The organism is Sphingomonas sp. ID1715, assembly GCF_013044515.1.
In the GTDB taxonomy this organism is placed as follows: Bacteria; Pseudomonadota; Alphaproteobacteria; order Sphingomonadales; family Sphingomonadaceae; genus Sphingomonas_B.
Window position 1 is genome coordinate 26,759 of record NZ_JABEPR010000002.1, and the last position, 21,104, is coordinate 47,862.

Consider the following 21,104-nt stretch of genomic DNA (forward strand, 5'->3'; position numbering starts at 1 on the left):
GATCGTTGCTGTCGCGGAACGGCGAGCCCGCACCGTCGGTTCCGCCATCAGGCCGTAGTCCCACGGCCTTGCGCTCGCTATTGCCCCTTCTAAGTGCCTAACTTTAATCAAGTCGGAAGGAGCGCATTTGTCAGCCCCGCAAGTCCTCTGCGTCGACGACGAAGCGTTGATCCGCATGATGCTCGCGGATTGGGTCGACGAACTCGGCTTGCGTCCGCTGGAGGCCGGGAGCGGCGAGGAGGCACTGGCAAAGCTCGACCAGGCCGAAGTCGATCTGCTGATCACCGACATTCGCATGGAGGGCATCAGCGGCTGGGAGGTGGCCGAGCAGGCGCGCCGTCGGCGGCCCGGCCTGCCGGTCATCTATATTTCCGGCCATCCGTCCCCCGGCGATCCGGTGCCGGACTCCATTTATCTCGCCAAGCCGTTCGGCGCGCGCCAGTTGCAGGACGCGGTTCGCGATGCGCTGGAGCTGGGCGCCGCCTGACCGCTCAGGCGGCAGTCTGCAGCCGATAGTCGCGATACTGTTCCCTGAGCGCGGTCTTCAACAGCTTGCCCGTTGCCGTATGCGGGAGGCTGTCGACGAACACGATCTCGTCCGGCAGCCACCATTTCGCGACCTTCTCCGTCAGGTGCGCGATGATCTCCGCTGCGCCGACGTCGCTGCCCGGCTTGCGCACCACCAGCAGCAGGGGTCGCTCGTCCCATTTCGGGTGATAGACGCCGATCGCCGCCGCTTCGGCCACGCCCGGGCAGCCGACCGCTGCGTTCTCCAGCTCGACCGAGCTGATCCACTCGCCGCCGGACTTGATCACGTCCTTCGAGCGGTCGGTGATCTGGATGGTGCCGTCCGCATGCATGACGGCGACGTCGCCGGTGTCGAACCAGCCGTCCGTGTCTGCCGAATCCTGTTCGGCCTTGAAGTAGCGCTTGATCACCCACGGCCCCCGCACCTGCAGGCGGCCGGAGCTGACGCCGTCACGCGGCTGCACCGCGCCATCGTCGTTGACGACGCGCAGCTCGACCCCGAACGGCACCCGCCCCTGCTTGCCGACGACCTCGACCTGTTGTTCGAAGCTCAGCGAGTCCCAATTGGCGGGCGGCGCGCCCATGGTCCCGATCGGCGAGGTCTCCGTCATGCCCCATGCATGGCCAACGCGGATGCCCATCCGCATCAGTCGCTCGATCATAGCCTTGGGCGCCGCCGACCCGCCGATGGTCACGAGCTGCAGCGCCTCAGGGCGCTCGCCGGTCTCGTCCATGTGCTGGAACATGGCGAGCCAGACGGTCGGCACGCCGGCAGAATGAGTAACCCGTTCCTGGTTCATCAGCCGGCACAGCACCTTGGCATCGTTGACGGCCGAAAAGACGAATTTCGCCCCCGCCATCGCCCCGGCAAAGGGTAGTCCCCAGGATGCGGCATGGAACATCGGCACGACCGGCAAGGCGACCGTCTGCGGCGACAGGTTGAAGACCGACGGCGCCACCTCGGCCATCGCGTGCAGCATCGTCGATCGATGCTCGTACAGCACGCCCTTCGGATTGCCGGTGGTGCCGCTGGTATAGCAGAGCATGCACGGGTCGCGCTCGTCGCCCTCCGCCCAGGCATAATCGCCGTCATAGGGTGCGAGCAAAGCATCCCATTCGGGTCCATCGAACGCGACATAATGCTCTATGCTGGTGAACTCGGGCTTCAGCCGCTCGACCAGGGGCGCGAAGGCCCGGTCGTAGAGGAGCACCCGATCCTCGGCATGATTGGCGATATAGACGATCTGCTCGTCGAACAGGCGCGGGTTGATGGTGTGGATGACCCCGCCCATGCCGATCACCCCATACCAGCTGGTCAGGTGCCGCACATGGTTCATGGCAAGAGTGGCAACACGGTCCCCCGGCTTGAGCCCCAAGCCTTCGAGCGCCTGAGCGAGCCGTCGCGCATCCCTGGCTACACCCGCCCAACTGGTCCGCGTCTCGCTGCCGTCCGCCCAATGGGTGACGATTTCCTGCGCGCCATGCTCCCGCTCGGCATGATCGATCAGCCGCGGCACGCGCAGCGCGAAGTCCTGCATTCCGCCCAGCATTTTGCCTCTCCCAAGGTTGATCGTCATTTTGCCCAGCCCGCCCACGCTGGCAAGGGGCCGCTGCACGTCAAAAAAGCACGGCGTTTGCTCCACCCCCGCTTGACGCGGCGTCCACGATCGACCATCTGGCGCGCCTCGTGGACGCATAGCTCAGTTGGTAGAGCAGCTGACTCTTAATCAGCGGGTCCTAGGTTCGAGCCCTAGTGCGTCCACCATTTTCCTTCATTGTGTGATCACCGGGATCGACTGGCTCTGCAGCAATGCGGCGATCCGGCTTTCGTTCTTGGCGATCCAGCCGTTCAGCTCGCGCCTTAGCGATTGGTCTTCCTTGTGGACACCCATCGAGACTTCGAACGTCATCGGCAGGCGCGGTCCGTCGAGCGGCGGCGTGGGCGTCAATCTGAGCGGGACCGGCGAGCGAGCCGCGAACCAGCCCGCGACGGGCCCCCACGCGATCGCCACATCGACTTCGCCCCGCACTACAGCATCGATGATCGGTGACTGGGGCGTAGTTGAGCGATAGTCGCCATAGATCAGGAAGCCGCGGACATTGCCGACGATGCCGCGGCGGCTGAGCGCATGGGCGGGCGGCGTGTTGGCGCCGTCGTCGCCGACCAGCTGTACGCCGATCTTCAGCTCGCGCAGGCGCTCATCGTCGAAGCAGGCGAGACTGAGCTGCCGGTCGGCGCGCGTCACGAACATGTAGCTGGAACGGTAATAGGGGATCGTCGTCGCCAGCATCTCCAGGCTGGCGCCGATGCCCGGGATGACGTCGCACAGGCCGGCGTTCAGCGTCTCCCGAACATTGCCGCGGCGCTGTGCCCGCCAGACATAGTTGACCGAAGCGGCGAGATCGGCGGCGGCCATCTCGATCAGCTTGTTCTCGAAGCCCTCGCGCCGGTCATTCGAGAAGGGCAGATTATTCGGGTCGGCGCACACGCGCAGCTCGCGGGCCTGCAAGGGAGCGGCGACAAGAACCAAGATCAGCGCGAGACCGCGACGCCCCATGGCTTTCCTCCCAGCTGGACGGCGCGAGCCTTCCCGGTCGCGAGATCGACGATGCTCATATCCCCGCTGAGGCCGTTCGCAGTAAAAAGCCGGCGCTCGTCGGGCGAAAGCGCGAGGTGCCATGCGCGTGCGCCGACGCCGAAGCTGCGCAGGATGTGGCGCGACACGGTGTCCACCTCCGCGACCTTATTGCCCCGGCCGAGCGCGACATAAGCGCGCCGGCCGTCACGGGCAAAGGCAATGCCGACCGGCTGCACCTGGTCGCCGAGCGGAGCGAAGTCGATCTTGCCGAGCAGCTTTCGCGAGGCTGTCTCGAAGACCGTGACCGAGCCGCGCATCTCCGACGACACCCAGAGCTGCGTTCCGTTCGGCGTGAAGGCGGCATAGCGCGGCCGGGTATCGACCGGCAGATTGTCGAGCAGTTCACCGCTTTGAGTATCGATGACGTGCGCCATGCTCGTCGTCTCGGACGTGGCGCGACCAGCCGGCCGTCCGGGCTGACCGCCACTCCTTCCGGTTCGATGCCGACCGGCACTTCGCGCGTCACCTTCGCGCTTGCCACGTTGACAAAGGAAACCAGCGCATCCTCTTCGTTCGAGACATAGATCGTGCGACCGTCCGGCGAGATGGCGATGAGTTCGGGATCGGCGCCCGAAGGGAGCGTGCCGATGACCTTTGCGGTGGCGAGATCGACGATGTCGATGCGATTGTCCTCGCTGACCGCGACGTAGAGCCGTTTTTTGTCGGGCGAGAGCACCATGCCGCGCGGGCGGCGGCCGACGCTGATGTCGCCGCGCAGCGCACCGCTCTCGCCGTCGACCACATAAACCCGGTTCGACGCCTCATCGGACACGAACACGGTCGCCGCCGCCCAAAGCAATAGCCCGAGCATCAGCCGAGCGTGTAGAGATAGGCGGCGATGTCGCGCGCCTGGCCGGCAGTGACGCCGAGCTCCGGCATGGCGGTCTGCGGATCGACGCTGTGCGGATGCTGGATCCAGGCGCGCATGTTGTCGGGCGTGTTGACAAGCCGGCCGGCCAGATAGACGCGGACGGCGATCCCCTTGAGCGGCGGCCCCACCAGCCCCGCCGCCTGCGGCACGTCCGGAATGGCGTGGCAGCCGCCGCAGCCATAATCTTGGACCAGTTGCCAGCCGCGCGCCGGGTCGCCCCCGGTCAGCAGTGCCGCGCGCGTGGCGAGCTGCCGCTGCGCATCGATGTAATTGTAGGTGTAGCCCGCTGCGGCCGCGAGCATGCAACCGGCGGCAGCCAGAGCGACCTTGCTACCCCACCGCATCGGCAGCCTCCCGCGGCCGCAATGCGCGGGCCAGCAGCAGCAGCGCCGCACCCGCGTGCACCATCCCGCCTGGAATCCACATGATCAGGCCGGCCAGTTGCTGGTCCTCTGCCGGGCTTAGACCCATCGGCATCAAGCCGAGCGCGGCGTAGCCCGCGTACCAGGGGCTGGTCGAAAAGGCCATCAGCGCGCCCAGCCCGCCGCCGATGAGGGAAGTGACGAACAGACAGGTCGCTCCGACCAAGGCCGCGCCTTCGGCCGCGCGGCTCATTGCGTACCAGAAGAGCAGAGCTGAAATGAGGAACGAGAGGTGCTGCGCAATGTGCCAGCCTTCATGCCCCAGGGCGCGGTCGAACAGGGGCGGCGCATGCCAGACGATCAGCGCCAGGGCCTGGAGGCCTGTCGCCGCGACCGGCTCGGCAAGCGCGCTCCACCATCGCGCGCCGCCGCCCAGCGTCTGCCGCAGCCCCGTTGGCAAGGCCCACAGCATCACTCCCAATGGCCGGGAAACGGCGATCAGCCACGCCGCCGGCGCCATGATCAGTTCATGCTCGATCATGTGCAGGGTGAAGCTGCGCTCCCCGCCTTCGTGCAGTGGCGAGACCAGGGCACCCGCCAGCACCAGCCAGCCAAGCGCGAAGCGCAGCGCCTGCCGCCGATGCTGCTCCCGCCCCTGTCCCGAGCGCCCGGACAGACGCCGGTAGCCGAATGCGTACAGCAGGGCGGTCAGCAGCAGCGGGACCACCACTTCCGGAGAGAGCGTCCAGCCCGGAGCGTCTCCCGGCAGTTCGTGCGCGCCGGCGTGCAAGGCGACAAGCGCGATCATCCGAAGCACCGCGGCAGGAACAGGCTCGCCGCCGTCTGCAGGAAGATCGCGATCGAAAAGAGCAGCGCCATCAATGCGCCGACGATCGCTATGAAGTGCCGTCCTCCCTCTTCCCGCCGGCGTTGCCGCCAGGAGACGAGACCACCGGACAGCGCCACTCCCAGGCCCACCAGACCGATCAGGATCATCAGCAGCGGATGCGCCGCGCCGCATTTGTCGAACACGAGATTGGAGCCGAGCTGGTCGGTCAATGCCCAGCCGAACCCGGCCGCAAGCATGCCGGTCCAGGGCAGCAGCGATTCCCTCCAGCCGCGGAGCTTCGCCTTCAGCTCCATCGCGGCACCCAGTAGATCATCGTCCAGATCGGCAGCCAGGTGAGCCACACGAAGCGCCAGTAGAGCGCGTTTTCGCTGACATCGACATGGCGGCGACCGCTGTCGCCGTGCTTCGAGAACATCAGCGCGGTCAGCACCAAAGTGTCGATCCAGTCGGTCAGAATGTGCGTCGTGTGCAGGACCAGCAGCGCCCAGAGAATCGAGCCATAGGGATTGTCGGTCCAGCTGACGTTGAGCTGGCCGAACTCGAACGCGCGAATGACCAGCAGCAGGCCGCCGAGCGCGGACATCACCACCAGCAGCAGCCGAACCTGGCCGAGATTTCCCGCCTCGGCCGCCTTCTTTTCCAGCGTATTGGGAAGTTCGCTGAGCAAGATGACCAGCGTGAAGAAGAGGCCCGGCACCAGACCCGGGGGTGAAAACGGTTCCGGTGGCCAATTCCCCTGATTGGCGAACAGGAAGAAATAGGCGGCGATCGCCATCGCGAAGCCGGCGCCCTCGATCATCATGAAGGCGATGACGCCCCACCAGGTGAGGCTGCGGTGGCCGAAGGCGTGGGTCGGCAGCTCCGACAGGTCCCGCGTGAAGCGATAGGACGCGGTCATCGCATCACCGGCTCTTCGGCGGGCTCGCCGAGCTTGGGCCAGAACCAGGCGATCAGCACGAGCGCGACCGGCACCGCGCCATAAACGATCGCCCAGGGTGTGAAGATCGAGCCGACGAACAGCGCCGTCGTGAACAGCGCCGCCCAGAGCGGCCAGATCGTCGGTTCCGGCGAAGGCTCGCGCAGGTCAGGCGCGGCGTCGATCACGGAGGTCAGCAGCGTCTCCCGCTCATCCACGCGCAGACCCGTCATCACCGGCAGTTGGTCGCCCATATCCCAGAGCGGCGTGCGGCTCTCGACGACCGGTATGTGCGCGAAATTATATGGCTGCGGCGGCGATGTCGTCGACCATTCCAGCGTCGCGGCGTTCCAAGGGTTGGAACCGGCGATCGCGCCCAGCTTCCAGGATCGCAGCACATTAATCGCGAACAGCAGCACGGCGACGGCAGTGAGGAAGGCACCGACGGTCGAGAGCAAGTTCAGCATGTCCCAGCCCATGCCGGCCGGATAGGTGTAGACGCGGCGCGGCATGCCCATCAGTCCCGTCCAGTGCATCGGCATGAAGGTCAGGTTGAAGCCGACGAACAACAGGCCGAAGCTCCAGCGGCCGAGCGTTTCCGACATCATCCGGCCGGTGATCTTGGGGAACCAGTAGGTGACTGCGCCGAGCAGCGGGAAGACACCGCCGCCGATCAGCACATAATGGAAGTGCGCAACCACGAAATAGGTGTCGTGCATCTGCAGGTCGAGGGGCACGCTCGCGACCATGACGCCCGATAGGCCGCCGATCACGAACGTGACGATGAAGGCGATGACATAGAGCAGCGGCACCTCGAAGCGCGGGCGCCCGGCCCAGATCGTCGCGATCCAGCAGAATATCTGGACGCCCGCGGGGATCGACACCGTCATGCTCGCCGCCGTGTAAAAGGCATAGCCAAGGCGCGGCAGACCGGCCGCGAACATGTGGTGGACCCAGAGGCCGAAGGCGAGCAGGCCAATCGACACCAGCGCCAGCACCATGAATGGATAGCCGAACACGGGCCGGCCAGTGAACGTCTCGGTAATCTGGCTGACGAAGCCGACGGCTGGCAGGAATATGATGTAGACTTCCGGGTGGCCGAAGAACCAGAAGAGATGCTGCCACAGCAGCGGATCGCCACCTTCGACCGGGTTGAAGAAGTGCGTGCCGACCAGCCGGTCCGCGATCAGGAAGCTTGAGGCCAGCGTGACCGACGGCATCGAAAAGATGACCATCAGCGAGGTGACCAGCACGCCCCAGACGAACAGCGGCATGCGGTCGAGCCGCATGCCGGGCGCCCGCTGCTTCAGGATCGTCGCGACGAGTTCCACCGACACTGCCAGCGCCGCCACTTCGGTGAAGGTGATCATCTGCGCCCAGAAATCGACGCGCTTGCCGGGGCTGTATTGGGGACCGGAGAGCGGCACGTAGGAGAACCAGCCGGCGTCAGGCCCGACATTCATCGCAAAGGCGACCCACAGCATCACGCCGCCGGCGAGATATACATAATAGGAAAAGGCGTTCAGTCGCGGAAAGGCGATGTTCCGAGTGCCGAGCATCAGCGGCACGAGGTAGATCGCCACCGCCTCCATCACCGGCACGGCGAAAAGGAACATCATCGTCGTGCCGTGCATGGTGAAGATCTGATTGTAGCGATCGGCGCTGATCAGGCCGCTCTCCGGCGTCGCCAGCTGCACGCGCATGACCAGCGCGAGCACGCCTGCGAGCGCGAAGAAGATGAAGGCGGTGATGATGTAGCGGCGGCCGATCTCCTTGTGATCGACGCTCGACAGCCAGCCGATCAGGCCCGGTTCGCGCGACCAGGTCTTGTACAGGCGGTCGTGCAGTTCAGGCCCCTGCAGGGCCACCCCGCCGCGCGGCGTCATTTCAGCGTCTCGAGATAGGCAACGACCGCATCGAGTTCGCGCGGCTCAAGGCCGATATAGGGCATGCGGCTGCCCGGCTTCACGCCCTGCGGATCGGCGATCCAGGCGTAGAGATTGCCCCGGTTCATCGGCAGCGTGCCTGCGGCTATCGACTTGCGGCTGGCGACGTGGGTGAGGTCCGGGCCTACGCGCGCATTGATCGGCGTGCCGGTGATCGCGTGGCAGACCGAGCATTCGCGCGACACGATGTAATTCGCGCCCGCTTGCTCAAGCCTCGTCCTCGGCGCCGGGGCGGGCTTGAGCTGGCTGCGCCACCAGTTGAGAAACTGCGCCTCCGGCTCGACCATTACGTCGAGGGCCATGTGCGCGTGCTGCGCGCCGCAGAATTCGGCGCATTGTCCGCGAAACTGGCCCGTGCGTCGCGGCAGTAGTGCGATGTCGGTCCTCCGCCCGGGGATCAGGTCCTGCTTGCCGGCAAGATTGGGAATCCAGAAGCTGTGGATCACGTCGTTGGACGCGAGTTCGATGTGCACGGGCCGACCGACCGGCAGGTGGAGCTCGTTGGCCGTGCGAACCGTCTCTCCCGGATAGCTGCCGAAATATTCGACGCTCCACCACCATTGATTGGCGGTGAGGCGGATGCGCACCGGATTGGGTTGCGCGGCGTAACTGGCCATTGCCCGGTCGGTCAGCCAGCTGGCGAAGGCGAGGCCGATCAGGCCGATGGTAATCAGCCCGACCCAAGCCTTGAACACCGGCCTGACCTGATCGTCCCCGCCCTCCCGGCGTCCCCGCAGGATTGCAAGCGCCAGAAAGCCGATCACCAGCGCGTACATCACGCCGCAGACGATCAGGAAGACGAGGAAGAGTGTGTTGAATGCGTCGGTATGGGCGCCGGCAGAAGGCAGGATGTTCTGTTTGCCGGCGCAGCCGCTTAGGCCAAGGCAGAATACCACAAAATGGTTCGGGCTGAGCTTGTCGAAGCCCTCCCTTCTTCGCATCTGCCGTAAAGAAAGGGAGGCCTTCGACAAGCTGAGGCCAAACCGGATGAGGGGTGCGGACAGACCCCTCACCGCACCGTGCCTTGCACCGCTGCCGGGTTGGCGTTGTTCACCGGCTCAGGCTGGGCCAGCGTCGGCGGATAGATGTTGCTCATGCCGTCGCTGCGGCTGGGCGCGGCGTCCTTCGGCACTTGTGCCGATAGCGTGCGGACATAGGCGGCGATCTGCCACATCTGCTGCGGCGTCAGCTTGCCGCGCCAGCTTGGCATACCGTTCGGCCGCCCCTGGTCGAGCGTGGCGACGATCGCCTCCATCGTCCCGCCATAGCGCCACTGATCGTCGGTGAGCGCCGGCCCCATGCCGCCGCCGCCATTGGCGTGGCAGCCGACGCAGTTCATCTGCTTGTAGAGCCGTCCGCCCTCGCTGATGTGAAAGGCGTTCTCCTCGTACATCTTGGCGCGGGGATCTTCCGCCGCGACAAGTTTCACCCCCGGCACCAGCTCGGACGTGCGGGGCACCGGCACGGTCTCGGGGAGCGGCGTCCCCCTGCTCTCCCGCGCCTCCCGGTCGCAGCCGGCGAGGAGTGCGAGCGCGAACAATGCCCCGTTACGGAAGCACGAAATCATAGAGCATGCCTCCGCCGGTCGACTTGTTCGGCAGGTCCTGCATCGCGGCGCCGAAGCCGAGCGCGATGGTGGGGTCCTTTGGATCGAGTCCGCCCGAGACGATCGCCCCGGACCAGCCGCCGACGCCCGACAGGATCGCGATGTGCTGCTTGCCGTCCGGCCCGCGATAGCTGATCGGCTGGCCGATGATGCCGGAGCCGGTCTTGAACTGCCACAACAGCTTGCCGTCACGCGCATCGACGGCTTTGAACCAGCCTTCCATCGTGCCGTAGAAGACGATGTCGCCGGCGGTCACCAGCGCGCCGCTCCACAGCGGCAGGTCTTCCTTGATCTCCCAGACGGCGCGGCGGCGGCCCGGGTCCCAGGCGGTGAAGACTCCGCGGTTGCCGCCGGGCCCCGCATACATCTTCACTTCCGCGCCGATATAAGGCGTGCCGGCCAGATAGCCGACCTCCATCACGCCCATGTCCATGCAGAGATTGTTGTGCGGGATGTACATCAAGCCCGTGCGCGGGCTGAAGGCCGACGGATTCCAGTCCTTCATGCCGGGCGCCGCCGGGCAGACGCCGCGGACGACCTTGCCCTGTTTCGGCTCCTTCTCCGGGTTGGGAATGAGGCGCCCGGTTTTCAGATCCACGCCCTTTGCGGCAGTGACGGTGCCGTAGGGATCGGCGCTGAGCACCTGGCCCGTCACTCGGTCCATCACGTAGATGAAGCCGTTGCGTTCGGCCCTGACCAGCAGCTTCCTCATCTTGCCGTTCACGGGGAAGTTGACGAGGATCTGCTCGTTGATTCCGTCGTGATCGTAAAGGTCGTGCGGGCTGAACTGGTAGTACCAGCGCGCCTGGCCGGTCCGCACGTCGCGAGCGAAAATGCCCGTCGTCCATTTATTGTCGCCCGGCCGCTGTTCCGGATTCCAGGGGCCGGGATTGCCGGTTCCGTAATAGACGAGCTTCAGATCGGGATCGTAGCTGATCCAGCCCCACGTAGTGCCGCCGCCGATCTTCCAGGCTTCGGGCGGCCAGGTGGTGACGCCCAGATCCTTGCCGCGATCGCTGGCGTAGAAGGGCTTGAACTCAGGCCCGATCAGCACATCCTTGTCCGGCCCGGTCGACCAGGCCCGCCAGACGATCCGACCGGACCGCGCGTCCAGCGCCGTCAGCCAGCCGCGCACGCCCATTTCGCCGCCCGAATTGCCGACGAGCACTTTCCCGTCGGCGACCAGCGGCGCCATCGTCATCGTCGCGCCGCGGTTGATGTCGTCGAGCTTGGTGCGCCAGACTTCCTTGCCGGTCGCGGCGTCGAGCGCGATCGTGTTGTTGTCGAGTGTGTTGAAGAAGATGCGTCCGTTGGCATAGGCCGCGCCGCGATTGACCACGTCGCAGCACGCGACGCCTTGTGCGGCAGCCGCGGGTTTCGGGTCGAACTTCCACTTCACCGGGGCGCCCGGCCTGGTCAGGTCCAGCGCATAGACATGGTTCGGATAGGGCGTGACGATGTACATCGTGCCGCCGACGACGAGCGGTGCTGCCTCATGGCCTTTGACGATGCCGGTCGAGAAGGTGAAGGCGACCTGCAGCTTCGGCACATTGTCGCGATTGATCTGGTCGAGACCGCTGAACCGGCTGCTCGAATAACTGTGCGCCGGCATGGTCCATTGGCCGTCTTCTTCGGCACGAACCGCGGATGGCGGCGATCCAACGGTGCAAACCACCAAAAGACAGGCCCAAAATCGCCCGTTCACATGCCCTCCCGCGGCCGATCGAAGCCCACCTTCTTCTATTCTGCTGGTCCAATGCGGGAGGAACGATCTCGTTCCGAAACGAACTCCGGATTTTCCTTTATTTAACTCAGATTAGGTCGATCTTCAGAATAGGCGCAGCTGCGGCCCTTCAGGTGCGCGGAACAGGTCGGTCCGCAACTCCATCCGCTCCTCGTTGAGCCGCAGCTTCTTGCACATGCGATTGAAGCGGGTGCGCAGTAGGTCTGCCCAAGGTCCCTGCCCCTGCATCCGCGTATAGAAATTGGGATCATTATCCCTCCCACCGCGGATCGACTGGATGATCGACATCACCTTGCCCGCGCGCTCAGGGAAATGTTCGTCAAGCCAGGCCCTGAACAGCGGCGCCACCTCGTGCGGCAATCGCACGGGGAGAAAAAAGGCGCCGCGCGCGCCTGCCTCCGCCGCGCGTTCGAGGAGGTGCTCCATTTCGTGATCGGTGATCGCAGGGATGACGGGTGAGATCGAGACGAACACCGGAACACCCGCATCGGCAAGCAAACGCACGGCCGCGAGACGCTTTTCCGGATGCGGCGCCCTGGGTTCGACCGTGCGCGCGACCGTCGCATCGAGCGACGTGATCGACAGCGCCACTGCTGTCAGCCTCTGCGCAGCCATGGGGGCGAGCAAGTCGATGTCGCGCGTGACGCGGTCCGACTTGGTGGTGATCGAGGCTGGATGCCGGCATTCGCTCAGCACCTCCAACAGCGCGCGAGTGATCCGCCATTTGCCCTCGATGGGCTGATAGGGATCGGTATTCGTGCCCATTGCGATCGGACGCGGGCTGTAGCCGGGCTTTGCCAGTTCAGTCCTCAGCAGCGCCGCCGCATCCGGCTTTGCAAATAGCTTCGTCTCGAAATCCAGTCCTGGTGACAGATCGTGGTAGGCGTGGCTCGGCCGAGCGAAGCAATAGATGCAGCCATGCTCGCAGCCGCGATAGGCGTTGATCGAACGGTCGAACGGCACATCCGGCGACGCGTTCCGAGTGATGATTGTCTTCGGCTTCTCGATCGTCACGGTCGTGCGCAGCGTCGGCGGCGCGTCATCGACCTGCGTTCTTTGGTCGAGCCAGTCGCCGTCCGCCAGCCGCTCGGGCAGATTGAAGCGGCTGCTTTCGCGGTTGATCGTCGCGCCGCGCGCCGGGCGAAGACTCGGATTCATCCCGAGAGCCTACGCCCGCGCTTGGAACATATCAAGAACACTTGCGCTGCTGTACCAAAGCGGGACGACGCATCGGAACTCCAGCGCTGTGCAATAGCGGCCAAATAGAGTAAAGAAGTCGTTAGTTGCGTTCCAATGCAACTGATAGGGGGAGTTAAATCGATGAAAAGCATGCTTAAGGTTGCGATTCTCGTATCGTCGGCTCTTTGCTTCGCGACGCCGGCCTTGGCAGACATCGACACCACCGGCACCGACATTGGCAATGTCCAGCAATTTGGTGCCACCAACACCGCGACCTATGGCCAGACCTTCACGGCCGGCGCGGGCGACACCACTCTTTCCAGCTTTTCCATGTACCTGCGCGATCGTTTCTCGGGTTCGGGCACGCTCGACCTGAAGGGCTACATCGCGACCTGGGACGGCTCGAAGGCGGGCACCCTCCTCTACAGCAGCGGCGTCCAAACGATGAATGCCGCGGCGACTCTGCAGGAGTTCGCCTTCGCCCCGAACATCGCGGTGACGCCAGGACAGGAATATGTCGCGTTCCTCAGCATCTCGGACCTGCCGGAGCAGTCGGACAGCACCTTCCGCATGCCGGTCAGCGGCAACACCATCCCCGGTCTGTTCGTGTTCATGAACAACGGCACGAACTTCGGCGACCTGTTCGTCAACGGATGGTCGCAAGGCTTTCTGGGCGACAACGACGTCTGGCTGAAGGTGGACTTCAACGGCAATGCCGTGCCTGAGCCGGCGACCTGGGCGATGATGATCGCGGGCTTTGGCCTGGCCGGCGCCGGCATGCGCCGCCGCGCGGTCAAGGTCGCGTTCGCCTGACTCGATCGACCCCGCCCGATCATCGGGCGGGGTCATGTTTCTAGCGCCAGCGGGCCAGCGCCGCCTCGGCTGATATAGACGTGGGCGCTTCGACCGTGCCCGGAGCGTGCGCGAAGCGCGGCGCGGGCGCGGCCTGCGCGACGCCTTCACGCTCGATGAAGCTGCCGCGACTCCGATTGTGGGGGTGGCTCGGTGCCTCCGCAAAACTCAACACGGGCGTGACGCACGCATCGGTGCCTGCGAAGATCGCTGCCCATTCATCCCGGCTCTTTTGCGCGAAACGGTTTGCGAAGCCGCGCGCCAGTTCCGGCCAGCGCGACGGCGGGTGTTGCGGATAGTCGGCTGCATCCAGCTCCAATCCCTTGAGGCACGCCGCGTAGAATTGCGGCTCGAGACAGCCCACGGCGACATATTTGCCGTCACCGCAGGCGTAACAGCGGTAGAAGTGCGCCGCGCCGTCCAGGAGGTTTGCCTCCGGCTTGTCCTGCCAGAGGCCAGCTGCCAGCCATGCGTGAAACATCGACAGCAGGGTGATCGTGCCTTCCGTCATCGCGACGTCGACGACATCACCTTGCCCGGTTTCGCGTGCGCGGAGCACGGCGGCAAGTACGCCAGTGACCAGGAACATGGCGCCGCCACCATAATCCCCGACCAGATTGAGCGGCGGCACCGGCGGCTCCCCGGCGCGGCCGATCGCGTGCAGTGCGCCAGTCAACGAGATATAGTTGATGTCGTGGCCCGCCATCGACGCGAACGGTCCAGTCTGCCCCCAGCCGGTCATGCGCCCGAACACGAGCCGCGAATTTCGAGCGTGGAGTTCGGCGGGGCCGAGACCGAGCCGTTCCATCACCCCGGGACGATAGCCTTCCAGCACGGCGTCAGCCTTGTCGAGCAAGGCAAGCGCAAGCTGCCGCCCCTCTTCGCTCTTCAGGTCCGCCTCCACGGTCGCCCGACTGCGTCCGAGAACGGCCCCACCCATCGACTGCGAGCCGGGCCTGACAAGACGGACAATATCGGCACCCATGCCCGCCAGGATCATCGCGGCGAGCGGCACCGGACCGATCGCTTCCATTTCCACGATCCGCACGCCTGCAAGCGGCCCCTGCCCGTTCGCCATCTTCGTCTCCTCTGCCGTGCTCTGTTCACGATCCGGCGCTGCCCGGAAAGCCCCTTGACCGAAACTATCCACAGGCAGAGCATCGCGGCTTCGACTCACCAGACGCGAGCAGCCGCGTCTTCTTCGCGGAACTGCTCGGGCGGCAGACGAAGGAGACGATCATGCCTGGTAGATCAGCTGGCACACGCGCGATCGCGCTTGTCGGGCCCGGTGGAGCTGGCAAGACCAGCCTTGCCGAGGCCCTTCTTTTTTGCAGCGGCGCGATCGACCGACAGGGCAGCGTCGACAATGGCAACTGCGTGGGCGACAGTTCGCCCGAGGCGCGGGCGCGGCGCGGGTCGACCGAGCTCAACCTGATGCATTTCGACTATCTCGATGACCATTTCGCGCTCGTCGACACGCCGGGATCAGTCGGCTTCGTGGCCGATGGCGCGCTGGGGCTTGCTGCCTGCGACCTCGCGGTGGTCGTGGTGGATCCGGAACAGGGCCGCGCACAACTCGCCGAGCCGACCCTCCGGCAGCTGGAAGCGATGGACATCCCGCACATGGTCTTCGTCAACAAGATCGATCAGGCGCGCGGCCGGCTCCGCGACCTGCTGGAGGTGCTGCAGCCGCTCTCGTCCAAGCCGCTGCTGGCGCGCCACATTCCGATCTGGGAAGGCGACCGCATCACCGGCTTCGTCGATGTCGGGCTGGAGCGCGCGTTCCACTATGTGCCGGGCAAGCCATCCGAGCGTACCGAGATCCCCGCCGAGCTGATGGAGCGGGAGGTCGCCGACCGCATGCACCTGCTCGAACAGCTCGCCGATCATGACGATGCCTTGCTCGAGCAATTGCTGATGGACGAAACGCCGGACCAGAAGACGGTGCTGGCCGATCTTGCTAGAGAGACCGGCGAGCATCTCGGCGTGCCGGTCATGTTCGGTTCGGCGCTGAACGGCTTCGGCGTGCGGCGTCTGCTGAAGGCATTGCGCCATGAAGCACCCGCGCCCGAGCGTGCGGCGACGCGGCTCGGCACGGACGACGCCTGCGCCTTCGTGTTCAAGGTGTCGAACGGTAACCAGATCGGCCGGCTTGCTTATGCGCGGGTGTTCGGCGGCGGGCTTTCGGAGGGTGCGGAGCTGAAGGGCGCGCGAGGGCCGGTGCGGGTCGGCACCTTGCTCCGCATGCAGGGTGAGAAGAGCGCGAAGACCGGCAGGGCCGAACAGGGCGAAATCATCGCAATCGCCAAGCTGGAAGGTGTGCAGGCCGGCGAATGGCTGACAGGCAAGGGCCAGGCCTATGACGCGCCCGCCGTCCTGCGCCCCACCGCCAATCACGTGGTCGCGATTTCGCCGAAGAACCGCAATGACGATGTGAAGCTCTCAACCGCGCTCCATAAACTGACGGAAGAAGATGGCTCGCTCACCTGGGAGCAGGACGAGGTGCATCACGAAACCCTGCTGAAGGGCATGGGCGACGAGCATCTGAGCGTGGTGCTCGCGCGGTTGAAGCGGCGCTACGGTGTCGACGTGACCAGCCGCTCCGCGACGATCGGCTATAAGGAGTCGATCCGCCGCACGGTCACCCAGCGCGGGCGCCACAAGAAGCAATCGGGCGGGCACGGCCAATATGGCGATTGCGTGATCGAGATCCGGCCGCTGCCGCGTGGCTCCGGTTTCGTGTTCGAGGACAGGATCACTGGCGGCGCGATCCCGCGGCAATACATCCCGGCCGTCGAGGCCGGGATCAGGGACGCGATGGCGAAGGGGCCGCTCGGCTTTCCGGTGGTGGATGTCGCAGTAACGCTCACCGACGGCAGCTTCCATTCGGTGGACAGCTCGGAACTCGCCTTCCGCACCGCCGGCCGCATGGCGATGAGCGAAGCCTTGGCGGCCGCGCAGCCCTATCTGCTCGAGCCGATCTCGAAAGTGACGATCGTGGCGCCGAACAGCGCCACGTCGAAAGTCACGTCGGCCATCTCTTCGCGGCGTGGGCAGATGCTGGGCATGGAACCCCGCGAAGGCTGGCATCGGTGGGACGTGGTCGAGGCGTTGCTACCTTCATCGGCATTGCAGGGCCTGGACGCAGACCTGCGTTCGATGAGCCAAGGCCTGGCGAGCTACACCGCTGAGTTCGATCACCTGCAAGAAATCAGCGGCAAGCTCGCGGACGAGGTGGTGCACAAGCAGCTCGAAGCCGCTTGAACGCGACGCAACCCTCTCCCGTGGTGCGGGAGAGGGTCACTCGTCTTAGCGGTAGCAGTTGCGGGTCTGGCGGCTCCGCTGGACCTCGCGGCCGAGCAGGGCACCGCCGGCGGCGCCGAGCACCGTGCCGAGCGTCTGGTTACGGCCGCCGTCGAGCGAACGACCGAGGAGCGCGCCGGCGGCACCGCCGACGATCAGGCCGGTCGTGCCATTGCCGCGGCGGCAATTATAATAGCGCGGCTGCGCATAATAGGTGCGCCCGTCGCGGGCGTAATAACGCTGCGCCTGCGCCGGCGCTTCGAGTACGACACTCGCGGGAACCGCGGTGCCGGCAACGGCCAGAGCCATCATGAGCTTACGCATAATCTTTACTCCCTCTCGCGAACTCACGAATCGCTTTTGCCACCGCCAGCCTGAACCGATTCCGAGCGGCTCGTTCATGGGAGAGCAGGATTGGTTACGCTGGTGACGCGGGGCCGAAGGCGCGCTATGGGACGGCTTTAATGCCAGACGCGCTGATGTTTCCCCACCGGCACCTGCTCGGGATTGCCGGCCTCCAGCCGCACGAGATCGCGTTCCTGCTCGACGAGGCTGAGCAGTGGGTGGAGCTTAACCGCACCACCGAAAAGCGCGACGATCGACTGCGCAGCCTGACGCTGATCAATGCCTTTTTCGAGAACTCGACGCGGACGCTGCTGAGTTTCGAGATTGCCGGCAAGCGGCTGGGCGCGGACGTCGTCAACATGCACGCGGCGCAATCGAGCGTGAAAAAGGGCGAGACGCTCATCGATACGGCGATGACGCTGAATGCCATGCGCGCCGATGTGATGGTCATCCGCCACGCCAGCTCCGGCGCGGTGCAGCTGATCGCCGACAAGGTCGACTGCCCGGTGCTGAACGCCGGCGACGGGCGGCACGAACATCCGACCCAGGCGCTGCTCGATGCCCTGACGATCCGCCGGCGCAAGGGCGATATCCACGGCCTGACAATCGCGATCTGCGGCGATGTGCTGCACAGCCGGGTCGCGCGGTCGAACATCCTCGCCCTCACCTCTCTCGGTGCTGATGTCCGGGTCGTCGGCCCGCCGACCTTGATCCCGGCCGAGGTCGAGCGGATGCGGGTGCGCTGCTTCACCGATTTTGAACGTGGGCTGGATGACGCGGACGTGGTCATGATGCTGCGGCTGCAGACCGAGCGGATGACCGGCGGCTTCGTGCCCTCGCTGCGCGAATATCACCAGTTCTGGGGTCTCACTCCGGAAAGACTCGCGCGCGCCAAGCCGGACGCGCTTGTCATGCATCCCGGCCCGATGAACCGGGGCGTCGAGATCGCCTCCAGCGTCGCCGACCATCCGCAGCGGTCGGCAATCACCGAGCAGGTGGAGATGGGCGTCGCCGTGCGAATGGCCTGTCTCGACGTGCTCACGCGCAAACGCCGCGGCGTGGAGGGCTGGGCATGAAGCTCTTCACCAACGTCCGCCTGCCGGACGGAAGCGCAAGCCACGTCCTGATCGACGGCGAGAGGATCGCCGGTATCGGCGGGAACGCTCCCCCCGAAGCCGAGACGGTCGATGGCCGCGGCGCACTGCTCGCGCCTGCCATCGTCGATCTGGGCGTGTTCCGCGTCGATGGACCTGCCTTCCGTTTCGGCGGCATCGCACGGGCCGCGCTCATGCCGGACCAGTCGCCGCCCTTGGACGATCCGGGCTTAATCCAGCGCGCCGCCTATTCCGGCAAGCCGGACATCTGGGTCCATCCGCTCGCCGCCGCCACGCGCGGACTGGATGGCAGAGAGCTGGCGGAGTTCGGTTTGATGAAGGCGGCGGGGGCGAAAGCCGTTGCGACCGGGCGCTCGTGGATTTCCAACTCCGGCGTGATGCATCGTGCGCTGAGCTATGCCGCGGCGTTCGACCTGACGGTCATTACCCATTCCGAGGACAGCGGATTGACCGCCGACGCGGTGGCGACGGCCGGCGAGACGGCGACTCGGCTTGGGCTCCCCTCCGCTCCTGCCAGGGCCGAAGCGATGGCGGTTGCCCGCGATCTGATGCTGGTCGAAGAAACCGGCGCTCGGCTCCACTTCCGCCAGGTGACCACGCGCGCGGCGCTGGATCTGATCCGGGCAGCGAAGTCACGCGGCCTGCCGGTCACCTGCGGGATCACGCCCGCGCATCTGTTCCTGTCCGACAATGCCGTCGCCGACTTCCGCACGTTCGCGCATCTGTCGCCGCCGCTGCGATCGGAAGACGATCGACAGGCGGCCATCGAAGCGGTGGGCGATGGCACGATCGACCTGCTCTCGTCGGGTCATGATCCGCGTGGGCCCGAGGACAAGCGCCTGCCCTTTGCCGATGCGGCGCCGGGCGCGGCAGGCGCTGAAACCTTGCTGGCCCTGTCGTTGAACCTGGTGCGGGATGGCGTGATCGGGCTGGAGCGGCTGTTCGAACTGCTCGCGGCCAACCCGTCCCGCATCCTCGGCCTCGATGGCGGGCGACTGGAAGTCGGGGCGCCAGCCGACCTGATCCTGGTCGATCCCGAAGCGCCGTGGCGCGTCGATTCGGACAAGATGCGCGCCGCTGCCGGCAACACGCCGTTCGACAAACTGCCGGTGCAGGGCCGCGTGCTCCGCCTGTTCAAGGGCGGGCGCGAGATTCTTTAGCGGGCAGCGAGCCGGGTCATGCCGCTCCGCCGCGCCCATTGCAGCGGCGCGTCACCGGCAATCTCGCGGACGAAGCACTGGCCGCCGCGCGTGCGCAGCTCTTCGCAGAAGCTGACGGCGGTCGTGCGCGTGGCGAACCCGCTCACCGACAGGCGGTGGAAAGTCGCGCCATTCTTCACGACCGTGGTCGTCGACGGCGAGAGGTTGCGCAGCAGGCCGATGCGGCTGCTCATCCGGTTCCACGCGGATTCGGCCACCGGCGCACTGTCGAACGCGCCAAGCTGGACGACGAAACGTCCGCCGGCCGGCAGTTCGAAGGTTGCGGGGCGCAGGCGAGCCGGACGCGGAGCAGGCTTGTAAGCGGCCTGCACGACCGGCGATGCGAGCTGTTGCACGATCTCGTTGCGCGCAGCGAACTGAATCGCCGGCGATGCTGCTGGCGCTGGTGCGGCCTCGGCCTGCATGGCTGCCGTCTCGACTTGCGCGGGTGCCGCCTCGCTCATCTTGACCGGCGGCGGCGGCGCGACTTCGGCGAGCTGCACTTCCGGCTTCGAGGCAAGCGCGAGCCGCTCCGGCTGGCCGGCGTCGGGACCCGGTGCTACACCCAGCAGCGACGCGACCTGCGCGGAAGCCTGCTGCTCACGCGTGAAGCGCGACCATTCCATGATACGCTGCGCAAGGGTGGCGGGATCGAGATCGTAGGCTGCCATCAGCTGCGCTTCGGCCCAACGGCCGGCAAGCGCATAGGAGAGTGCCAGATTCTGCCGGGTCTTGGCATCGGCGCCGCCGCCGCGCACCTCGGCTTCGAGTACCTGCACGCCTTCGGCCGGGTTGCCCGCGAGCGCCAGGGCGAGCCCGCGATCGCTCGGAGCGATTGCGGAACCGTGACGCGCAAGCACGGCGCTCGCGACCTCCCGTTCGCCGAGACCGATGCGAGTCAGCGCCAGGCTCAGCGCCGCACTTCCGCGGCTGCCGTCCAGGGCAAGGGCGTCGGCGAAGCTTGTCGCCGCCGAGCGATAGCGGCCGGCCGCAAGGTAGGAGCGACCGAGCAGCATGCGGTAGCCGGCGTCTTGCGGCGCGGCAGCGACGGCGGCTTCGGCAGCTTCAACCGCCACCGCGACCTTCTGCTTGGCAAGCGCCTTTTCGGCGATCTGGGCCTGCTTGAAGGCAGGCGGAGCCGCAGCGGTGATGCTCGCCAGCACGAGCGCAGACACCGTAGCCTTGACCAACATGTTGCGACGCATGGCTAGTTTCCCTTCGATCGCGATTTTGCCTGGGCGACCAGTTCGTCCAGCTCCGGCATGCCGGCGAGCAGCGCGTCCAGCGCTTCGGTGACGAGCTGCTGCGAAGAACGGTGGCGCACCGCCGAAGCGAGGCGCAGGCGCAAATGCCGGTCGCCATCGAGCCGCAGCGTGAACGCCGCCTTGTCGCGAGCCGTACCCGGCGCGGCGCGCGGCGTTGCTTCGACATTGGCCAGGCGAACCGCCAGGTCTTCCTGCTGACGCACCACCACTGGCGGCTCGGCCACTGGCTGGGGCGCATCGAAGCCCATATCGTTCCAGCCGAGATCTTCCTGGCGATGGCCAAAGCCGGCAAAGCCCTGCGGGCGCATCGCCGGCTTCGCGGTCCCCTTGCGAGCGAGGAGGCCGGAGGTGAGCGATGCGAGCGGCTTGGCGTTCATGCCCCCG

The 21,104-nt window shown here is 66.0% G+C and carries 21 protein-coding genes, 1 tRNA gene and 1 pseudogene; 6 read left to right on the plus strand and 17 right to left on the minus strand.

Going from position 1 to position 21,104, the window contains the following annotated elements; genetic code table 11:
- Positions 1-127: 127 nt before the first annotated feature.
- Positions 128-487, plus strand: coding sequence for a response regulator (locus tag HJG53_RS05040; RefSeq protein ID WP_171128256.1), 360 nt, complete (start codon positions 128-130; stop codon positions 485-487).
- Positions 488-491: 4 nt separating this feature from the next.
- Here the strand turns inward: HJG53_RS05040 and HJG53_RS05045 are convergent, their stop codons facing one another.
- Positions 492-2,078 carry a long-chain fatty acid--CoA ligase gene (locus HJG53_RS05045; protein ID WP_171128258.1) on the minus strand — a complete coding sequence of 529 codons (1,587 nt, stop codon included), beginning with the start codon at positions 2,076-2,078 and terminating at the stop codon, positions 492-494.
- A 139-nt stretch (positions 2,079-2,217) separates the two neighbouring features.
- On the opposite strand from HJG53_RS05045, the gene HJG53_RS05050 reads away from it, so the two are divergent.
- Positions 2,218-2,293, plus strand: a tRNA-Lys gene (locus HJG53_RS05050).
- A 7-nt stretch (positions 2,294-2,300) separates the two neighbouring features.
- Here the strand turns inward: HJG53_RS05050 and HJG53_RS05055 are convergent.
- The 12 genes and pseudogenes from HJG53_RS05055 to HJG53_RS05105 all read right to left on the minus strand — a co-directional run bounded on the left by HJG53_RS05055 (position 2,301) and on the right by HJG53_RS05105 (position 12,620).
- A complete protein-coding gene (locus HJG53_RS05055) occupies positions 2,301-3,086 on the minus strand; it encodes a quinoprotein dehydrogenase-associated putative ABC transporter substrate-binding protein (RefSeq protein ID WP_171128260.1) in 786 nt (261 codons plus the stop codon).
- Positions 3,062-3,541 carry a hypothetical protein gene (locus HJG53_RS18580; protein WP_254447561.1) on the minus strand — a complete coding sequence of 160 codons (480 nt, stop codon included), beginning with the start codon at positions 3,539-3,541 and terminating at the stop codon, positions 3,062-3,064. The genes HJG53_RS05055 and HJG53_RS18580 overlap by 25 nt, the downstream gene beginning before the upstream one ends.
- 53 nt (positions 3,542-3,594) lie before the next feature.
- A pseudogene (locus HJG53_RS19065) lies at positions 3,595-3,978 on the minus strand (hypothetical protein); the annotation flags it as partial.
- The gene (locus tag HJG53_RS05065) at positions 3,978-4,382 is read right to left on the minus strand and encodes a cytochrome c family protein (protein WP_217352659.1); all 405 of its coding nucleotides are present in this window, start codon (positions 4,380-4,382) and stop codon (positions 3,978-3,980) included. The pseudogene HJG53_RS19065 and the gene HJG53_RS05065, both read right to left, overlap by 1 nt.
- Positions 4,369-5,208, minus strand: coding sequence for a cytochrome c oxidase assembly protein (locus tag HJG53_RS05070; protein WP_171128262.1), 840 nt, complete (start codon positions 5,206-5,208; stop codon positions 4,369-4,371). Before HJG53_RS05070 ends, HJG53_RS05065 begins: the two co-directional genes overlap by 14 nt.
- Positions 5,205-5,543, minus strand: coding sequence for a hypothetical protein (locus HJG53_RS05075; RefSeq protein WP_171128264.1), 339 nt, complete (start codon positions 5,541-5,543; stop codon positions 5,205-5,207). The genes HJG53_RS05070 and HJG53_RS05075 overlap by 4 nt, the downstream gene beginning before the upstream one ends.
- Positions 5,534-6,148 carry a cytochrome c oxidase subunit 3 gene (locus tag HJG53_RS05080; protein ID WP_171128266.1) on the minus strand — a complete coding sequence of 205 codons (615 nt, stop codon included), beginning with the start codon at positions 6,146-6,148 and terminating at the stop codon, positions 5,534-5,536. Before HJG53_RS05080 ends, HJG53_RS05075 begins: the two co-directional genes overlap by 10 nt.
- Entirely contained in the window at positions 6,145-8,052 is a 1,908-nt protein-coding gene (gene ctaD, locus HJG53_RS05085) for a cytochrome c oxidase subunit I (RefSeq protein WP_171128268.1), read from the minus strand. The genes HJG53_RS05080 and ctaD overlap by 4 nt, the downstream gene beginning before the upstream one ends.
- Positions 8,049-9,053 carry a c-type cytochrome gene (locus HJG53_RS05090; protein WP_171128269.1) on the minus strand — a complete coding sequence of 335 codons (1,005 nt, stop codon included), beginning with the start codon at positions 9,051-9,053 and terminating at the stop codon, positions 8,049-8,051. Before HJG53_RS05090 ends, ctaD begins: the two co-directional genes overlap by 4 nt.
- Before the next feature lie 68 nt (positions 9,054-9,121).
- Entirely contained in the window at positions 9,122-9,652 is a 531-nt protein-coding gene (locus HJG53_RS05095) for a c-type cytochrome (RefSeq protein WP_217352660.1), read from the minus strand.
- Positions 9,653-9,659: 7 nt separating this feature from the next.
- Positions 9,660-11,423: a methanol/ethanol family PQQ-dependent dehydrogenase gene (locus tag HJG53_RS05100; RefSeq protein ID WP_368039511.1), complete on the minus strand. Its 1,764-nt coding sequence runs from the start codon at positions 11,421-11,423 to the stop codon at positions 9,660-9,662.
- Between the two features lie 123 nt (positions 11,424-11,546).
- Entirely contained in the window at positions 11,547-12,620 is a 1,074-nt protein-coding gene (locus tag HJG53_RS05105; RefSeq protein ID WP_171128275.1) for a PA0069 family radical SAM protein, read from the minus strand.
- Positions 12,621-12,782: 162 nt separating this feature from the next.
- Between HJG53_RS05105 and HJG53_RS18585 the strand changes: the two genes are divergently transcribed.
- A complete protein-coding gene (locus HJG53_RS18585) occupies positions 12,783-13,454 on the plus strand; it encodes a PEPxxWA-CTERM sorting domain-containing protein (protein ID WP_254447562.1) in 672 nt (223 codons plus the stop codon).
- A 40-nt stretch (positions 13,455-13,494) separates the two neighbouring features.
- Here HJG53_RS18585 and HJG53_RS05115 read toward each other — a convergent pair whose 3' ends face one another.
- Positions 13,495-14,571: a CaiB/BaiF CoA-transferase family protein gene (locus tag HJG53_RS05115; RefSeq protein WP_171128277.1), complete on the minus strand. Its 1,077-nt coding sequence runs from the start codon at positions 14,569-14,571 to the stop codon at positions 13,495-13,497.
- 161 nt (positions 14,572-14,732) lie between these two features.
- On the opposite strand from HJG53_RS05115, the gene HJG53_RS05120 reads away from it, so the two are divergent.
- A complete protein-coding gene (locus HJG53_RS05120) occupies positions 14,733-16,757 on the plus strand; it encodes an elongation factor G (protein ID WP_171128279.1) in 2,025 nt (674 codons plus the stop codon).
- 45 nt (positions 16,758-16,802) lie between these two features.
- Here HJG53_RS05120 and HJG53_RS05125 read toward each other — a convergent pair whose 3' ends face one another.
- Positions 16,803-17,120, minus strand: a complete 318-nt coding sequence (locus HJG53_RS05125) for a glycine zipper 2TM domain-containing protein (RefSeq protein ID WP_171128281.1) — start codon at positions 17,118-17,120, stop codon at positions 16,803-16,805.
- 140 nt (positions 17,121-17,260) lie between these two features.
- On the opposite strand from HJG53_RS05125, the gene HJG53_RS05130 reads away from it, so the two are divergent.
- Entirely contained in the window at positions 17,261-18,217 is a 957-nt protein-coding gene (locus tag HJG53_RS05130; RefSeq protein ID WP_171128283.1) for an aspartate carbamoyltransferase catalytic subunit, read from the plus strand.
- The gene (locus tag HJG53_RS05135; RefSeq protein WP_171128286.1) at positions 18,214-19,416 is read left to right on the plus strand and encodes a dihydroorotase family protein; all 1,203 of its coding nucleotides are present in this window, start codon (positions 18,214-18,216) and stop codon (positions 19,414-19,416) included. Before HJG53_RS05130 ends, HJG53_RS05135 begins: the two co-directional genes overlap by 4 nt.
- On the opposite strand, the gene HJG53_RS05140 is transcribed toward HJG53_RS05135, so the two are convergent.
- A complete protein-coding gene (locus HJG53_RS05140; RefSeq protein WP_171128288.1) occupies positions 19,413-20,660 on the minus strand; it encodes an SPOR domain-containing protein in 1,248 nt (415 codons plus the stop codon). The genes HJG53_RS05135 and HJG53_RS05140 overlap by 4 nt on opposite strands.
- 2 nt (positions 20,661-20,662) lie before the next feature.
- Positions 20,663-21,097 (minus strand): hypothetical protein, encoded by a 435-nt coding sequence (locus tag HJG53_RS05145; RefSeq protein WP_171128290.1) that lies wholly within the window; start codon positions 21,095-21,097, stop codon positions 20,663-20,665.
- Between the last annotated feature and the right edge of the window lie 7 nt (positions 21,098-21,104).

Bases quoted from the DNA above. Each gene is read 5' to 3' on its own strand.
- HJG53_RS05145 (WP_171128290.1), bottom strand. From the start codon at position 21,097: ATGAACGCCAAGCCGCTCGCATCGCTCACCTCCGGCCTCCTCGCTCGC.
- HJG53_RS05045 (WP_171128258.1), bottom strand. From the start codon at position 2,078: ATGCTGGGCGGAATGCAGGACTTCGCGCTGCGCGTGCCGCGGCTGATC.
- HJG53_RS05140 (WP_171128288.1), bottom strand. From the start codon at position 20,660: ATGCGTCGCAACATGTTGGTCAAGGCTACGGTGTCTGCGCTCGTGCTG.
- HJG53_RS05055 (WP_171128260.1), bottom strand. From the start codon at position 3,086: ATGGGGCGTCGCGGTCTCGCGCTGATCTTGGTTCTTGTCGCCGCTCCC.
- ctaD (WP_171128268.1), bottom strand. From the start codon at position 8,052: ATGACGCCGCGCGGCGGGGTGGCCCTGCAGGGGCCTGAACTGCACGAC.
- HJG53_RS05105 (WP_171128275.1), bottom strand. From the start codon at position 12,620: ATGAATCCGAGTCTTCGCCCGGCGCGCGGCGCGACGATCAACCGCGAA.
- HJG53_RS05065 (WP_217352659.1), bottom strand. From the start codon at position 4,382: ATGCGGTGGGGTAGCAAGGTCGCTCTGGCTGCCGCCGGTTGCATGCTC.
- HJG53_RS05120 (WP_171128279.1), top strand. From the start codon at position 14,733: ATGCCTGGTAGATCAGCTGGCACACGCGCGATCGCGCTTGTCGGGCCC.
- HJG53_RS05075 (WP_171128264.1), bottom strand. From the start codon at position 5,543: ATGGAGCTGAAGGCGAAGCTCCGCGGCTGGAGGGAATCGCTGCTGCCC.
- HJG53_RS05115 (WP_171128277.1), bottom strand. From the start codon at position 14,571: ATGGCGAACGGGCAGGGGCCGCTTGCAGGCGTGCGGATCGTGGAAATG.
- HJG53_RS05130 (WP_171128283.1), top strand. From the start codon at position 17,261: ATGCCAGACGCGCTGATGTTTCCCCACCGGCACCTGCTCGGGATTGCC.
- HJG53_RS05070 (WP_171128262.1), bottom strand. From the start codon at position 5,208: ATGATCGCGCTTGTCGCCTTGCACGCCGGCGCGCACGAACTGCCGGGA.
- HJG53_RS05080 (WP_171128266.1), bottom strand. From the start codon at position 6,148: ATGACCGCGTCCTATCGCTTCACGCGGGACCTGTCGGAGCTGCCGACC.
- HJG53_RS18580 (WP_254447561.1), bottom strand. From the start codon at position 3,541: ATGGCGCACGTCATCGATACTCAAAGCGGTGAACTGCTCGACAATCTG.
- HJG53_RS18585 (WP_254447562.1), top strand. From the start codon at position 12,783: ATGAAAAGCATGCTTAAGGTTGCGATTCTCGTATCGTCGGCTCTTTGC.
- HJG53_RS05090 (WP_171128269.1), bottom strand. From the start codon at position 9,053: ATGCGAAGAAGGGAGGGCTTCGACAAGCTCAGCCCGAACCATTTTGTG.
- HJG53_RS05125 (WP_171128281.1), bottom strand. From the start codon at position 17,120: ATGCGTAAGCTCATGATGGCTCTGGCCGTTGCCGGCACCGCGGTTCCC.
- HJG53_RS05135 (WP_171128286.1), top strand. From the start codon at position 18,214: ATGAAGCTCTTCACCAACGTCCGCCTGCCGGACGGAAGCGCAAGCCAC.